This is a genomic window from Legionella sp. PC997 (assembly GCF_014109825.1).
In the GTDB taxonomy this organism is placed as follows: Bacteria; Pseudomonadota; Gammaproteobacteria; order Legionellales; family Legionellaceae; genus Legionella.
Genome location: NZ_CP059576.1, coordinates 1,708,547 through 1,723,459, shown reverse-complemented (window position 1 = coordinate 1,723,459; position 14,913 = coordinate 1,708,547). Strand labels below are relative to the sequence as shown.

The window sequence follows — 14,913 nt, the reverse complement described above, 5'->3', positions numbered from 1 at the left end:
ATATATAAGAGGGTCTGTATAAGCATTATATAGGTATGGATGTTTAAGTAAAGTAGTAAAAATAGCCTAGGTACTGCGCACGGTAATTAAGGTATGCTTGTTACTGAAATTTCTTAGTTCCATTCCGCCGGACCAAGCTCCAATTAATTCTTGATTAAGGAATATATTTTGCGCTACGTACATATTGAAAATCCAGGACCACACAATCGATTGATTATTGAAAACGGCCCTACGCCTGAATACAGTAAGTCGCAAATTTTAGTGCATGTGAAAGCAACTGCACTCAATCGCGCTGATATTATGCAACGATATGGTAAATATCCCCCACCACCCGGAGAGTCTGAAGTTCTTGGCCTAGAAGTTTCAGGAGACATCGTTGCGGTGGGTGCGAATGTAACCCAATTTAAACCTGGTGATAAGGTTTATGGATTAGTGGGTAGTGGTGCCTACGCTGAATTTTGTCCTGTAGAAGCTTCACTAGCTCAGCACATCCCAGATACTTGGAATTATGCACTCGCTGCAGCACTTCCTGAATCCTTAACCACTGTGTATGCCACTTTGTTTGATCTAGGGAGGCTAAAATCAGGCCAAACCTTACTGATTCATGGTGCAGGAAGTGGAATCTCCTCCTTGGCAATTCAAATGGCAAAATTAAGCCAGGCACACGTGATCACTACAGTAGGAACTGATGATAAATTGGAAAAAGCGCGAAAGCTCGGTGCCGATCAAGTCATCCATTATCGTAGGCAAGATTTTGAAGACCTAATTGAAGATCATAGTGTTGATTTAATTATAGATTTTGTGGGTGGAGATTATTTCAATAAACATCTGCATTTATTAAAACCTCAAGGTAAACTCATCCAGATTGCCTGCCTCAAAGGAAGCAGCGTGGAATGCAACCTCGCTCTGATTATGCGTAAACGATTGCAAATTATTGGCTTTGTGCTGCGCTCTCAATCTCTTGAAGAGAAAAACAAGTTGTGGACTGAAGTGCATAAAGCATGGATGGAAGACCTTAGGACAAAAAAATTAACTCCTATTATTGATTCGGAGTTTAAACTGGAACAAATTGAAGCGGCGCACCAGCATATGGAATCAGGCACTCATTTCGGTAAAATTGTTGTGCATGTCGATTGATTTTCCTCCCCCTCATCCAGAGGGGGATAGTTTAAGCTGCGCATGGCAAAGATCATGGGACCATTATTTCTTGGATTTAACTTTCTCAGCATCCAAACGAAGAGCACGATTTAATAATTGCTCGTAGATCGGCGCATTCGGAGTAAGCTGTAGCACTATTGTTGCAGTAATACAGGCCATCATTACAGGAAAAATTAAATAATAATTATGCGTCATTTCTACCACCAATACTGCTCCAGTTATTGGAGAACGAGTGGATGAAGCAAACAACGCAGCCATTCCGGCCACTGCGAACATCCCTGGCTGTGTTAAGAAATCAATATGCAACATTTCTAAAACATGGAATATAGCCAAACCAAGAAGTGTCCCTATGGAGAGAATAGGAGCAAAAATTCCTCCAGGTACAGATGTCCCGTAGCACGCCATCGTTCCTATGAATCGAACTATTAGAAGAAAACATAAAAAGCTAAAACCAGGTGATAAGGTTAAGGCCTGGTGAATAATATGCATTCCCCCCCCTACTGCGGACGGATGGTATACAGCCAAAAAACCAATCAGAAAACCTACGATTAAGACATAATATGATTTCTGTCTTGAATTAAACTTATCCAGGAGGGCTAGGGTTTTCATTAAAGAGAGATTAAATAAAAGGCCTACAAAACCTACCACGATGCCAAATAAAGCAAACAACCATAAAGAATCGAGATGAGGAAACTCAAATACATCCATTGGTATCGTGGGTTGTGGACCAATGATCAAATCGAGAATAACGGTAGCTGTAAGGCAACAAATTACTACCATACTAAAACTAGTAAAAGAATAATTGAACTGATTGCGCATTTCTTCCATGACAAAAATAACCCCTGCTAAAGGGGCATTAAATGCAACTGCCAATCCTGCAGCAGCTCCTGAAGCAATCAAACTGTCCTTTCTACGGCGAGTTAGGTTAAATAAACTCCCGAGCATTTCTCCCAAACTACCACCTATGTGAATTGTGGGGCCCTCTCGACCCAAAATCATCTGGGCAGAAAGCGCTAAAATTCCAAAGAAGTATTTTACAGGTAATAATCGATGCCAAACTATGGTTTTTAAATGAAGTAAAGTACCCTCAATTTCAGGAACCCCGCTGCCCGATGCTTGAGGAGCATAATGCTTTACAGCAAAATAAGCAGCATAAACCATAACCATAGAGACCAATCCTGAAATCAAACCGGATGGCCATCCATGGATACTCAGCAACCGAAAAAAATTATTCAACAGATTAACAAGTACATCGATTGATAATCGAAATGTTGATCCTACAAGACCAACTACAATACCCAAAACAAAAGATACAGCATATAGCGTCAATATCTTATTGCGCATTGTCTTAAACCATCCTCATTAAATTATTAATAATTTTTAGCCCCGCTTGATTCACTAGAGATAATATGGTTTCGGGATGAAATTGAACCGCATGAATGGGTAGTTGTTGATGCGAAATGGCCATAACAATACCGTCATCACTTAGAGCAGTAACCTTTAATTCTTTTGGCACCGCATTGAGTCGTGCATGAAGTGAATGATATCTTCCTGCTTTAAAATTGGCTTCCAAACCAGAAAATAGTTCCGGATTGTCTACCACTTTGATGATTGATGGTTTCCCGTGCATGGGATAATTTAGAATATCCAAAATTCCACCAAAATGCTCCACAATACCCTGCAAGCCCAAACACACTCCAAACAAAGGAATACCCAGAGAGATAACCGTTGCGATTGTTTGGGATAAATTGAAATCACTTGGTTTGCCTGGTCCTGGAGATAAAACTACAAGATCATATTTTTGATTCTGTAAATATTGTAGGGCTTTATCAAAACGAACTGTACTTACTTCGGCGCCGGTTTGTCGAAGGTAATTAGCCAAAGTATGTACAAAAGAATCCTGGTGATCGATAAGTAATACGTGTTTTCCTTTTCCTGTTAATGGCAATTGTAATATTTTGCGTTGAGGGTGAGGCTCCCGTTTTTGCAACATATCTAAAAAAGCAGAGGCTTTTAAGCGTGTCTCTTGTTCCTCAGATTCAGGAACTGAATCATAAAGCAAGGTGGCTCCAACTCGAATTTCGGCAACGCCTTTTTCAATACGTACAGTTCTTAAAACCAAACCAGTATTTAAATTTCCATCAAAACCAAACCAACCTACAGCCCCGGCATACCACTTTCGTGGGGATTTTTCATGTTCTTCAATAAAGTTAAGAGCCCAAATTTTAGGAGCTCCGGTGACTGTAACGACCCACATATGAGTTAAAAAAGCATCTACAGCATCAAAATGTTCTCTTAAAAGGCCTTCAACATGGTCTACGGTATGAATCACTCGTGAATACATTTCAATTTGTCTGCGACCTATTACCTTTACAGAGCCTGCTTCACAAATCCGCGATTTATCATTCCTATCCACATCAGTACACATGGTCAATTCAGATTCTTCTTTTTTTGAATCTAATAAAATCTGAATGTTCTCCGCATCCTCAATCGCATCGGCACCTCGCTTAATAGTTCCGGAAATTGGACAAGTTTCTACTCTTTTTCCTTGGACCCGTACGTACATTTCTGGAGAGGCCCCAACCAAATATTCTCCATCGCCTAAGTTAATAAAAAAACCATAGGGCGATGGATTTAATTGACGCATTTGTTTGAATAAAGCAGAAGGACGATCCTCATAATGGGTGTAAAAAGTCTGACTTGGAACCACTTCAAACAAATCACCACACGCAAAACGCTCCTTAGCTTTATTTACAACCTGAGCATATTCCCCGGGTAAATGATCACATACTATTTCAGGTTTATTAGGCGATTGGTATTCTGCAGATACACCTTCTCTGGTAAATGATTTCGTTGATTGACCTTGAAAATCAAAATCATAACGGCGAAGAAATGCTTCTTCTTTGCGATGGTTCACTACATAGATTTCGTCAGGTAAATAAAGAACCATATCCCGTTGTGACAGTTCTCTTTTTTTATGTTTTGGTAAATCTTCAAATTGAAAAATCAAATCAAAACCAAAAGCGCCATATAGCCCCAAATAAGACTCATCATCTAATTTAAAAAAAGCCAGTATCAGACGAATCACCGTGAATACAGAGGGTTGATGGCTACGCTCTTCTTCACTAAAGATTTCACGAGAAGTTTTAATTTTAATTTGCAGCAATGCATCACTTTGCGACACAACTTCTAAAAACTGTTCATCTTCCAATAATGGAATAATGAACGTTAAGAGGATTTTTCCACGTTGGTTTAAAGCATCAATTTGAACTAGATTCTGCTTACAAATAAAAGCCAAAGGCGGATTATAAAAACCTATATCCCAACATGTATAACGTCCTGGATATTCAAAACTTGATGCAAATAAGGCCCCTCTTTGTGAATCTAAATGCTCGAGAAGATTCTCTATACCTTGTTGATAATCTAGGGTAATTTGAGAACACTCAATTTCAACGCCCCCTTGGGTTGTGTAATGCAACATGAATAACAAACTCAATAGAATAATTAAGATGTCCTCCATTCTACTTTAAAAATGGTGTTCTGCAAGAATCTCGTTTCTCTGGTTGCAATAGGATGAAGGAAGTGGAACCCGGGAATAATGGGCCATAGCTCCCGGGACGCTTCGCTGCCACCAAGGCAAAATTATTCATGTTTTCTTTTCATAATCTCATCAAGAGGACAATCTTGATCAATGGCGGCCTGCACCCATAAACCAACCTGATGATGCGCATCCCTAAAAGGCATTCCTTGCAATACCAAAGATTCCAATATTGCAGTAGCGTTCAAATAACCCCCATTGGCTTTTTGTTCCATTACCTTTGTATTGAATTGCACGCTCTCCAAAAAAGGAGTGATAATTTCCAAACAAACAGTCAATGTATTTACGGTATCAAATAAGCATTCTTTGTCTTCTTGCATGTCTTTGTTGTAAGCAAGGGGTAGCGCTTTCATTACTGTTAGAATCCCCATTAAATGTCCAAAAACGCGACCGCTCTTACCTCTAATTAACTCCAAAACATCAGGATTTTTCTTATTAGGCATCAAAGATGAACCTGTTGCAAAAGAATCATCGAGAGTAATAAAACCAAACTCCTGGGTAGCCCAAAGAATTAAATCCTCAGCTAAACGTGATAAATGCATCATAATGATTGATGCGGCAGCACAAAATTCAATGATAAAATCGCGATCACTTACTGCGTCAAGAGTATTTTCAATTACTCCAGTAAAACCGAGAGTTTCTGCCACCCACTTACGATCCAATGGCAAGGCACTTCCTGCTAATGCCCCGGCACCCAAAGGAGAACGATTCATTCGCACTTGCCAATCATACAACCGTTCTAAGTCACGCTGGAACATTGCTAAATAAGCACCAAAAAATTGCCCTAAATAAATTGGTTGAGCTTGTTGCAAATGAGTGTACCCTGGAATTTTATCATCGGCATGAAGTTTAGACAGCTTTTCTAATAGCTGATTTAAATTGTGTAAAAGTGTATTAATATGCAAACCAGCATCACGGGAATATAATCTTAAGTCCAGGGCAACTTGATCATTACGACTGCGTCCTGTATGCAGTTTTTTACCGACTTCACCAATTTTAGCAATCAATAATTGTTCCACAAACATATGAATATCTTCACAAGACGCATCAAACTCATGGACACCTTGTTCGATTTCTAAGTTTAGTTCTTCTAATCCTTTACAAATCAAATTCGCTTCACTCTCAGAAATCAGCCCTTGCCGAGCAAGCATTTTTGCATGTGCTTGACTGCCCACTATATCATGGGTATAGAGTACTCGATCAAAAGCCAAAGAAGCATTAAAATGCATGACTCTAGGGTCGAGTTCTTTTTTAAACCGCCCTCCCCAGGTTTTATGCGCCATTATTTCTCTCCTTTATGTACCTTGCCATAAACTTGTGCTGATAATGAAAATAAATTGATAAATCCTTCAGCATCCTTTTGATTATAAACTCCATCTTCTTCAAAGGTAGCCAAAGCAGGATCATGTAAACTGAATGGCGAATGCATTCCATGAGGGATTATGTTCCCTTTATATAACTGAACTGTGACAGTTCCAGTCATATGCTCTTGGGTCACATCAATCAAAGCATCCAATGCATTCTTTGCTTGAGAAAACCATCGACCCTCATATACAAGGTTGGCATATGTTTGTTGTAAGGACTGTTTTAGATGCAAAGTTGCTCGATCAAGGCATAAACTTTCAAGCATCTGATGTGTTTTATAAAGCACTGCAGCAGCAGGAGCTTCATATACACCTCTAATTTTCATTCCCACTAATCGGTTTTCAACAATATCAGCCACGCCAATTCCATGAGAGCCAGCTATCTTATTGAGTTCTTTCAGTAACTCTACTGAACTCATTTTTTTTGCATTCAGCCCAACAGGAGCACCCTTCTCAAGTTCAATACTCACTAATTCTGAATGGTTCGGCGAGTGTTCCAAGGAGGTAGTCATCAGCAATAAATCATCGGGTTGCGGTTGTGTTGGATCTTCTAAAACCCCTCCTTCATGTGAAATATACCAAAGATTATGATCTCGAGAATAAGGTGATTTAGGTGTCACTGGTACTTCGATTCCATGCAATTTCGCATATTCAATTGCCTCTTGTCTGGACTTAATTTTCCAGGATCTCCAGGGTGCGATAATTTTAAGTTCAGGCGCTAAAGCTTTTATTGTGTATTCAAAACGAACCTGATCATTACCTTTTCCGGTAGCTCCATGAGCAATAGCATCAGCCTCTTCCAGTATGGCAATTTCTACCAATTTTTTAGCGATTAAAGGTCGCGAAATAGTACCTAAAACATATTGATTTTCATAAAGCGCTCCGGATTTGACTAATCGCCATAAATAATCATCAACAAATTCATCTTGAACATTCATCACATATGCTTTTGAGGCACCACTTTTTAATGCTTTTTCTTTAATGGCCTCCAAATCCTCATCTTGTCCTAAATCACACACCATGGCGACGATTTCTGCGTGCTGGTAATGCTCTTTAAGCCATGGAATCATTACTGAAGTATCCAGGCCACCGGAATAGGCTAGCACAATTTTTTTAATCGATTCAGTCATGGGTTACTCCTGATAGTATTGTTTTAAATGTAAAATGGGTTCCGCTAATTCCTTAGGTATCACGTCTGCGACTAACTGGCCCCCTTTGAGAACAACCAAGCGATCTGACACTCTACTGAGAAAATCTAGATCATGGGACGCAATAACCATTGTAACGCCTAAAGATTTAACTGAATTTAATAAACTAATCACTTCATCAATTGTTGCCAGATCAAGGCCTGACGTAGGCTCATCACACAGTAATAAATTTGGTTTCATCATTAAACTTCGCGCTAAAGCGACGCGTTGTTTTTGTCCACCAGATAACTGATGAGGATAAGCAGATGCTTTATCACTAATTCCTAAACTTAGCAGTAAAGTTTGTGCTTGCTCTTCATAATTTACTGTTTTATTTTGTAAACGAGGTGCATAAACCAAATTTTGCATCACAGTCATGTGTGGAAAAAGCTGAAAATCCTGAAACATAAAACCACTGTGACCGACTACCTGAATCGTGCCTGAATCTAATGTTTCGAGTTGTTGTATGCAACGCAACAACGTCGATTTTCCGCCTCCCGATGGTCCAGCTAAACCCAGCACCGTATGGGCTTGTACCGTTATGCTGACATTATTTAATACCGATAGCGAGCCGAAGTATTTACTGGCTTGGTTAATTACTAACATAAAGCCTCCTTTGTTCCAATTTTTTGCCCATGTACTCAATCAAGAGAACCATGCCGTAGTAAAAACAACCTGCAATACATAAAGGAACAAAATAGGTAAACTGTTCTGCTGCAACCGATTGTGCCCTGCGCATCAAATCCATTCCCCCTATGGTCGCGATCAATGCAGTTTCTTTCAGTAATGCAATCATTTCATTAATAAACGCAGGGAAAATATTTTTAATTACTTGTGGCAATACAATATCTTTCCACAAATAAAAACTAGGAATTTGTAACGTTTTTGCTGCTTCAAACTGGCCTTTGGGCAGATGCTCTATTCCTGATCTTAGGATTTCTGCAATATAGGCTGAGCTATTCAATCCAAAAGTTAAAAGTCCTGCCACTAAAATATTTGCTTTAACCCCGATTAAGGCTGGGACAGCAAAATATATGAAGCTAAGCTGCAAAATTACTGGGGTTCCTCGCATCACCGAAATAAATCCATTTATCATAGACTTCATAATTCCTTGGTATCTTAGTAAGGCCATTAGAGTTCCTAGTAAAGTCCCTATCAATAAACCACCAAGTAATAATGTCAAAGTCACTAAAGTACCTTCACCTATGTAAAGTACATTTTGTTTTAACTCTTCCATTTTGTGCCCTCCAGCCACTTCTTCTTAAGTGCTGATAACTCACCATTTTGTTCCAATTCGTGTAAAACCTGGTTTATTTTTTGAGTTAACTTAGAACCTTTTTTCAGTGCCAAACCATAACCATCTGCGGATTTAGCAATCACAGCAAAGGATAGCCCAGGATTTTTTTCACTAAATACTGCACCTTGAACGCCATCAACTAGAACTAAATCAACATGGCCGGCTTTTAGAGCAGCGATTGTTTGATTATTATTATCCATAACCAGAAGATTGACATTTGGGATATTCTTTTTTAACCAAATTTCCATCGTACTCCCGAGTTGCACCGCAATTTTTTTATCAGCTAATTGCGTCACATCGTTAATGGGCTTAGCCTCAGGGAAAACAGCCGCCATACTTTCGAAATAATAGGGATTAGTAAAATCAAAATTCTTTTTTCTCTGTTCGGTAATGGTAATCGTAGAAATCGCTGCATCAACTTGCCCCGAACTTAAAGCCGGTAAAATACTGCTAAACTGCATGGTGTCAAAAAATGCGTCCTTTCCAAGTTTTTTTGCAATTAACCGCGCTAGGTCTACATCAAAACCTTTGATTTCACCATGATCATTATATTCAAATGGTGGATATTCTGCCGCTACAGCAAAATGAATATATTGAATGTTTTCATTAGACACCTTTGCATAACAAAGAGAAACCAACAGAGCTAGACTTGCTAAAAAAATATAAAAAATATGTTTCATTTGAATATACATCCAGTTTTTATGCGTTTATTAAATTTAACAATCTCACCTTGCCCTGTCAAGATATTTTGAATATAATTTCATTTGAAGTGGTTTTGTATTCACTTAATCATAAAATAAGCGGAGGTAGGCATGAGTCAAGATGCTGCTCTAGATGGGCATATATTAAACATTGTGCAAACAGAGAACATTGCAGAACAAGTTGATTTACAAAATAGCTTGAAAGAACGAGGTTATACCATTCCCCAAGCCACTCTATCGCGAAGATTAAAAAAACTAAAAATTGCCAAAATTGGCGGTACGTACCAAGTTGTGGATTTCAGTATGCCCAATCTACCTTTGGTATTGAACATGCAAATTTCAGATTATGGACTTATTGTACTTCATACCCACCCTGGTAATGCGAATAGTCTCGCGTTTTTTATTGACCGTAAATTTGTCTCTTACTCGCCTCAGGGCACACAAAACTCAGGTATTTTAGGCACAATTGCTGGCGATGATACTGTACTTCTTATCGTAAAAAGTAAGGAGCAATTATTTAATGTAGTTCAACTCTTAAATGATGAATTTCCTTATTTAAAGAAGTAATTAAGTTAGAAACCTTAACCTCCCAGATTTTTTCTGGGTTCGGTTCTTTTTTACCCCCTAAAAATGGCACATATTATCCAACACAGCCCTGTTTTTTTCTTATAGATTTCTTCAAACGGCAAACCTTGAAATAATAAAAGGTGCTGAATATATTTTTTTCACTTTGTACATTTTAGCGCAAGTCATTGTAACTATTGAAATTTCCTTTTTTGTTAATAAATCCTTAATAAATCAGTAATTTTTCCTTAATAAATACCCTTTATAGTGGAGTCTGAAGTCTTATTTATCTTGGACTAATTTAGCATGAAAACAAAATCTGAAACGGTCACCGTGACAAAAAACTCCAATTCAAAAATCCTTAAATTGAGAGCCGAATTTCTATCAGTAAAAATGAAGGAGTTAAGCGATTATAATGAGGCGATTCTTCAAAAAATAAAAAAAAGATGCTGTGTAAAGGGCGAATATGATTCAGAAAAAGTAAAAGAACTGGTTTTAGAGGTTTATGAAGGTCTTGAATACGAAGAATCCCAAACCAATTTGTTAAATCTTTTAAAAAACAAAGATAGAACCGTTGAAAATTTAATAATGGAATTAATAAAAATTATTTCAAGCGAAACGTTTGAATATTCTACGTTCTCATCCACAATGCCTGACTTTTTTAAAATAATAGACACTGACGAAAAGTTGAATGCATTTTTAAACAATCCACAAAAATACATTAACGATAACAATAGAAAATTATCTTCTTTTGAATTACAAGTTCTGGAAATAGTGATCAATGATCCAGCTTTTAGTCAATTGCCTTCAATTAACCGCCAACACAACCCAAGCGTTTTTATTTCTTCGCCCTTAACTACTCAATTATGGCAATTAAATATTAGCCAATATGGTTCCCTGGATGCAGCTCGATTTGATCAATGCATTGAACCATCTGCAAGAGAATCTGTTTTGGCAAAATCAAAACAAAACATAAAGGGTCCACCTGTTATTGGATTAGCAGGGGCCCTTGTAAGTTATGATCGAAGCTCCATTGCTAAAACAGCCGAGATGGTAAAACATATGGGTATGGGAGCTTGTCATACATTTGCTCAGTTGGCAGCAGATCATTTATTAGTTGCAATAGAAAAAGGATTATTACCTCCAGCACATATTAAGATGGTAAGTCATCAAAACGATTTAGGTTCTCATACCTATCTTCTTCTCGATCATAATTCTGATGACTTAACCGATTTATCTCAATGCACCATTGTTGATCTTTGGGCTGTGGTTATGGGTTATACCAAACAAGGTTATGGTGCATTTTTAATGAGTAATTACCCATACCCCGATATGACAACTAATTTGGTTTGTTGTTATGACTCGCAGCAAGTCAACGTCAACAAATCCGAAGAAACCGCTACTTCGAGTCTTTCATTTATTCAGCAACTGGCTAAAGCATCTTCTACCAAAGGAAATTTCTTTTCCACTTCGCACACAGATCAAAATGAAAAACTGAATCGAAAACAACAAGTAGCTGTCACATTTTTAGATTATGCAAAAGAATTTATAAAAACTACTTCAAAAAACCATTTAAAACTCGATTTAATTGATCTATTGACTACTCAAGTAAAACAAAACGAGATTACTCCTGAAATAGCAATGAAAGTAGCGACTCAATCAATGTTTGCACGCTCTATTGAGCGAAATACCAACAACTTCCTCTGGAAAGGTGTTGCATTCAATAAAAGTGAGCAATCCCTATCTTCTCTATTACCTGCATTTGATAAATCCATAGGATTTTGGACCTCTTATTTAAAAAAACATGGTGTTATGAGCTCTAATGAGACCCTCAATACAATTGACGTGGATTTTTTGAAAAAAATTGTTGATTTTTTAGACGGAAATGAGGAACATTCATTTTTTGCAGATAGCCAAAAAACTTATAAAATTTAGCTTTGAATATGGCATACCTGTAACAAAATATTTGGAGTAAATTTTATGGGTATACCTAGTTTAAATGTAAATCTATTGCAGTACATGGACATCATGACTCTTCCAAGGGAAATTTTATTTCAAATTCTTGATCACCTCACATTAGTTGAAATACTAAAACTGAAAAATGTTTCAAAAGCCTTTAACGATTTGGCCTCAAACTACTTAAACGATGAATTAACCGTAAAAGAAATAAGTTGTGGACAAGACTTCACTCTGGTTCTTTTAAGTCGAGGACGTGTTTTAGCTATAGGAGATAATTCACGAGGACAACTTGGGCTTGGTTTAGAAATAAAACAAGCCTCTGTATTAACCGAAATTCCTCTTAATGAACGTATTAATCATATTTCATGTGGATTCTCACACTCACTGCTATTAAGTAGATCGGGTAAAGTTTTTGCTATGGGTAGAAATGACGAAAAGCAAATAAAACCTGACTCTAATACCTCAAGTTTTAACATACCCATGCCAATAGAAGTGCAATCAACAGTAAAAAATATTTTTACTGTAAATCATACAAGCGCTTTAATTTATAGTGATGCATCCACTAAACCTCAAATAATGGGGAATCAATTAAAATGTTATCAATTTGGATGCACCACAACCTTTTTACCTGAATGGACTCCCATTCCTCCGCCTGAATTAGAGGTTGCACAAATTTCAGTAGCTGATAATCATGCACTTCTTTTAACTACACAAGGAGAGGTCTATGTATGCGGAGATAATGAATCCGAATTATTGAAATTAACCCCTGAAAATATATTTATTAATACTTGGACTAAATTGCCAGATGTTAGAGCAATACAAGTCAAAGCCACTACGTTAGGGTGTTTGATACTGACCCATGATAAATCATTAATTGCTTGTGGTTTAAACACAAAAGGACAATTAGGGCCCAATAAAACCAGCAAAGGATTTACTCGCATTGCTTCCGAGGTGAGTTTTTTCGATGCGGCAGATCATCATACAGTTTATGTCGGTAACAAAAATGAATTGTTTCATTTTGGAGCAATGCAGATCAACGATCGCGAGTTAAGAACGGTTAAAGATGGAATTCTTCCTATAAAGGGGCATGGGTTTCTTGTAAAATCACCTACCTCGCCTACTCCACTGGTCAAAGCTTTAGTGAGTGATTTTTTTAAAGTCAAAACTCACGCTAAAAAAGAGTCCCTTGATCAATGCAAAAATATTTTTCCTAGTAAATAATTACCATATGAGGAATATTGCTCCAATAGAATCTATTTATATTTATACTTCAGTTATAATTTATATTTTTTAGTTATCACATCCTCGGTATAATAAAAATGTTAACACTTTGAGGTAGCTTTTATGACCATCTCGGTAAAAGATTTAGAGAAGATTTCTCAACTAGCCTATCTAGATTTAGAACACTCTCCACAACTCATTAAAGATATTAATGCAATAATGGATTTTGTCGATCAGCTGGGCTCGGTTAATACTCAAGATGTTGAACCGCTTTTTCACCCGCTTGAATTAAGTCAACGCTTAAGAACTGATGTGGTTACTGAAGGAACATGTCTTTCGGAACTAGAAATTCTAGCACCAAAATTTGAACAGGATCTTTATTTAGTACCCCAAGTTATAGACCAGAGTAAGTGACATGGAAAATTTATCCTTAAAACAATTATCGCAGGCTTTACATCAGGGCAAACTTTCAAGTGTGGAATTAACCCAACATTATCTAATGCAAATCCAAAAGTATAACGATTTAAATGCATTCATCAGTTTAGATGAAGAACATGCTCTTCTTGAAGCGCAACAAGCCGATCAAGAATTAAAAAAAGGGCATGGGAAAACGTTTACTGGGATACCTATGGCGTTGAAAGATTTATTTTGTACCAAACGTATGCCTACGACCTGTGCTTCAAAAATATTGGAGCATTTCCAATCCCCGTATGAAGCAACCTTAGTGGGTAAATTACGCGAGCATGGATCCATTCTGATTGGTAAAACCAATATGGACGAATTTGCAATGGGCTCCTCCAATGAGAATAGTTACTTTGGTCCTGTAAAAAATCCATGGGATAGAACACGGGTTCCAGGTGGTTCGTCTGGAGGGTCAGCAGCTGCTGTAGCGGCTGGTCTAGTTCCTTTCGCTATAGGTTCTGACACGGGTGGTTCAATTCGACAACCTGCTGCCTTATGTGGGATTAGTGGAATTAAACCCACTTATGGCCTCATTTCTCGCTACGGCATGATTGCTTATGCCTCCAGCTTGGATCAAGCGGGACCATTAGCTCGAAGCGCTGAAGATCTTGCTTTAGTACTGCAAGCTATTGCGGGTTTTGATTCACAAGACTCTACCTCTGTGGAGACATCAATTCCGGATTATTATGGGGACCTGAATAAACCTTTGTCTAAACTAAAAATTGGCTTGCCTTCGTGCTTTTTTCAACCTGCGGTAGAGCAAGAAATACAGGAAGCGATTCGGGAAGCAGTCACAGTTTTTGAACATATGGGAGCTGAAATTATTCATTTAAATTTGGAGCTCCAGCCTTTATGGGTACCATGTTACTATGTAGTTGCGTGCGCTGAAGCCTCCTCCAACTTATCACGTTATGATGGCATACGTTTTGGCTATCGTAGTGATAATGCAACCACATTAACCGAACTGATTCGTAATTCACGCAGTGAAGGTTTTGGGATCGAAGTAAAACGCCGAATTTTGACAGGAACTCACGTACTTTCATCGGGTTATTTTGATGCATATTATTTGCAAGCACAAAAGATTCGCCGACTTATTCAAGAAGAGTTAGTTACTACACTGAAATCCGTTGATGTTATTCTCGGACCAACAACCCCAACCTGTGCGTTTAAATTGGATGAGAAAGTTACTGATCCAATTCAAAATTACTTGGCTGACGTTTTTACGGTTGCTGCTAATCTTGCTGGACTTCCGGCAATTTCCATACCCGCAGGCTTTGCTAAAGGGTTACCTATAGGTATGCAACTCATGGGCAAACATTTTGGTGAAAGTCGTTTACTCCAGATTGCCCATAATTATCAACAACAGACCAACTGGCATTTAGCCAGTCCAAAGCAATAAAGG

At 37.9% G+C, this 14,913-nt stretch carries 13 protein-coding genes; 6 read left to right on the top strand and 7 right to left on the bottom strand.

The window, feature by feature from the left end; genetic code table 11:
• Positions 1-168: 168 nt before the first annotated feature.
• The gene (locus HBNCFIEN_RS07320; RefSeq protein ID WP_182393441.1) at positions 169-1,137 is read left to right on the top strand and encodes an NAD(P)H-quinone oxidoreductase; all 969 of its coding nucleotides are present in this window, start codon (positions 169-171) and stop codon (positions 1,135-1,137) included.
• Positions 1,138-1,200: 63 nt separating this feature from the next.
• Here the strand turns inward: HBNCFIEN_RS07320 and clcA are convergent, their stop codons facing one another.
• From clcA to HBNCFIEN_RS07285, 7 genes are all read right to left on the bottom strand, one after another.
• Positions 1,201-2,502, bottom strand: a complete 1,302-nt coding sequence (gene clcA, locus HBNCFIEN_RS07315; RefSeq protein ID WP_182393440.1) for a H(+)/Cl(-) exchange transporter ClcA — start codon at positions 2,500-2,502, stop codon at positions 1,201-1,203.
• A gap of 4 nt (positions 2,503-2,506) precedes the next feature.
• Entirely contained in the window at positions 2,507-4,639 is a 2,133-nt protein-coding gene (locus HBNCFIEN_RS07310) for an anthranilate synthase component I (RefSeq protein ID WP_182393439.1), read from the bottom strand.
• A gap of 161 nt (positions 4,640-4,800) precedes the next feature.
• A complete protein-coding gene (argH, locus tag HBNCFIEN_RS07305) occupies positions 4,801-6,039 on the bottom strand; it encodes an argininosuccinate lyase (RefSeq protein ID WP_182393438.1) in 1,239 nt (412 codons plus the stop codon).
• The gene (locus HBNCFIEN_RS07300; RefSeq protein WP_182393436.1) at positions 6,039-7,250 is read right to left on the bottom strand and encodes an argininosuccinate synthase; all 1,212 of its coding nucleotides are present in this window, start codon (positions 7,248-7,250) and stop codon (positions 6,039-6,041) included. The genes argH and HBNCFIEN_RS07300 overlap by 1 nt, the downstream gene beginning before the upstream one ends.
• Before the next feature lie 3 nt (positions 7,251-7,253).
• Complete coding sequence (locus tag HBNCFIEN_RS07295) at positions 7,254-7,913, bottom strand: amino acid ABC transporter ATP-binding protein (protein ID WP_182393435.1); 660 nt, start codon at positions 7,911-7,913, stop codon at positions 7,254-7,256.
• Positions 7,900-8,544 carry an amino acid ABC transporter permease gene (locus tag HBNCFIEN_RS07290; RefSeq protein ID WP_182393434.1) on the bottom strand — a complete coding sequence of 215 codons (645 nt, stop codon included), beginning with the start codon at positions 8,542-8,544 and terminating at the stop codon, positions 7,900-7,902. The genes HBNCFIEN_RS07295 and HBNCFIEN_RS07290 overlap by 14 nt, the downstream gene beginning before the upstream one ends.
• The gene (locus tag HBNCFIEN_RS07285; RefSeq protein ID WP_182393433.1) at positions 8,532-9,284 is read right to left on the bottom strand and encodes an ABC transporter substrate-binding protein; all 753 of its coding nucleotides are present in this window, start codon (positions 9,282-9,284) and stop codon (positions 8,532-8,534) included. Before HBNCFIEN_RS07285 ends, HBNCFIEN_RS07290 begins: the two co-directional genes overlap by 13 nt.
• A 132-nt stretch (positions 9,285-9,416) precedes the next feature.
• Between HBNCFIEN_RS07285 and HBNCFIEN_RS07280 the strand changes: the two genes are divergently transcribed.
• The 5 genes from HBNCFIEN_RS07280 (at position 9,417) to gatA (ending at position 14,910) form a co-directional block, all read left to right on the top strand.
• Positions 9,417-9,872: an ArgR family transcriptional regulator gene (locus HBNCFIEN_RS07280; protein ID WP_182393432.1), complete on the top strand. Its 456-nt coding sequence runs from the start codon at positions 9,417-9,419 to the stop codon at positions 9,870-9,872.
• Positions 9,873-10,175: 303 nt separating this feature from the next.
• Positions 10,176-11,804, top strand: coding sequence for a hypothetical protein (locus tag HBNCFIEN_RS07275; protein ID WP_182393431.1), 1,629 nt, complete (start codon positions 10,176-10,178; stop codon positions 11,802-11,804).
• Between the two features lie 45 nt (positions 11,805-11,849).
• Positions 11,850-13,049: an F-box-like domain-containing protein gene (locus HBNCFIEN_RS07270; protein WP_182393430.1), complete on the top strand. Its 1,200-nt coding sequence runs from the start codon at positions 11,850-11,852 to the stop codon at positions 13,047-13,049.
• 123 nt (positions 13,050-13,172) lie between these two features.
• Positions 13,173-13,463 (top strand): Asp-tRNA(Asn)/Glu-tRNA(Gln) amidotransferase subunit GatC, encoded by a 291-nt coding sequence (gene gatC / locus HBNCFIEN_RS07265; RefSeq protein ID WP_182393429.1) that lies wholly within the window; start codon positions 13,173-13,175, stop codon positions 13,461-13,463.
• Position 13,464: 1 nt separating this feature from the next.
• The gene (gatA, locus tag HBNCFIEN_RS07260) at positions 13,465-14,910 is read left to right on the top strand and encodes an Asp-tRNA(Asn)/Glu-tRNA(Gln) amidotransferase subunit GatA (RefSeq protein ID WP_182393428.1); all 1,446 of its coding nucleotides are present in this window, start codon (positions 13,465-13,467) and stop codon (positions 14,908-14,910) included.
• Positions 14,911-14,913: the final 3 nt, after the last annotated feature.

Coding starts and splice junctions, on each gene's coding strand:
- clcA (WP_182393440.1), bottom strand. CDS start 2,502: ATGCGCAATAAGATATTGACGCTATATGCTGTATCTTTTGTTTTGGGT.
- HBNCFIEN_RS07310 (WP_182393439.1), bottom strand. CDS start 4,639: ATGTTGCATTACACAACCCAAGGGGGCGTTGAAATTGAGTGTTCTCAA.
- argH (WP_182393438.1), bottom strand. CDS start 6,039: ATGGCGCATAAAACCTGGGGAGGGCGGTTTAAAAAAGAACTCGACCCT.
- HBNCFIEN_RS07300 (WP_182393436.1), bottom strand. CDS start 7,250: ATGACTGAATCGATTAAAAAAATTGTGCTAGCCTATTCCGGTGGCCTG.
- HBNCFIEN_RS07295 (WP_182393435.1), bottom strand. CDS start 7,913: ATGTTAGTAATTAACCAAGCCAGTAAATACTTCGGCTCGCTATCGGTA.
- HBNCFIEN_RS07290 (WP_182393434.1), bottom strand. CDS start 8,544: ATGGAAGAGTTAAAACAAAATGTACTTTACATAGGTGAAGGTACTTTA.
- HBNCFIEN_RS07285 (WP_182393433.1), bottom strand. CDS start 9,284: ATGAAACATATTTTTTATATTTTTTTAGCAAGTCTAGCTCTGTTGGTT.
- HBNCFIEN_RS07280 (WP_182393432.1), top strand. CDS start 9,417: ATGAGTCAAGATGCTGCTCTAGATGGGCATATATTAAACATTGTGCAA.
- HBNCFIEN_RS07275 (WP_182393431.1), top strand. CDS start 10,176: ATGAAAACAAAATCTGAAACGGTCACCGTGACAAAAAACTCCAATTCA.
- HBNCFIEN_RS07270 (WP_182393430.1), top strand. CDS start 11,850: ATGGGTATACCTAGTTTAAATGTAAATCTATTGCAGTACATGGACATC.
- gatC (WP_182393429.1), top strand. CDS start 13,173: ATGACCATCTCGGTAAAAGATTTAGAGAAGATTTCTCAACTAGCCTAT.
- gatA (WP_182393428.1), top strand. CDS start 13,465: ATGGAAAATTTATCCTTAAAACAATTATCGCAGGCTTTACATCAGGGC.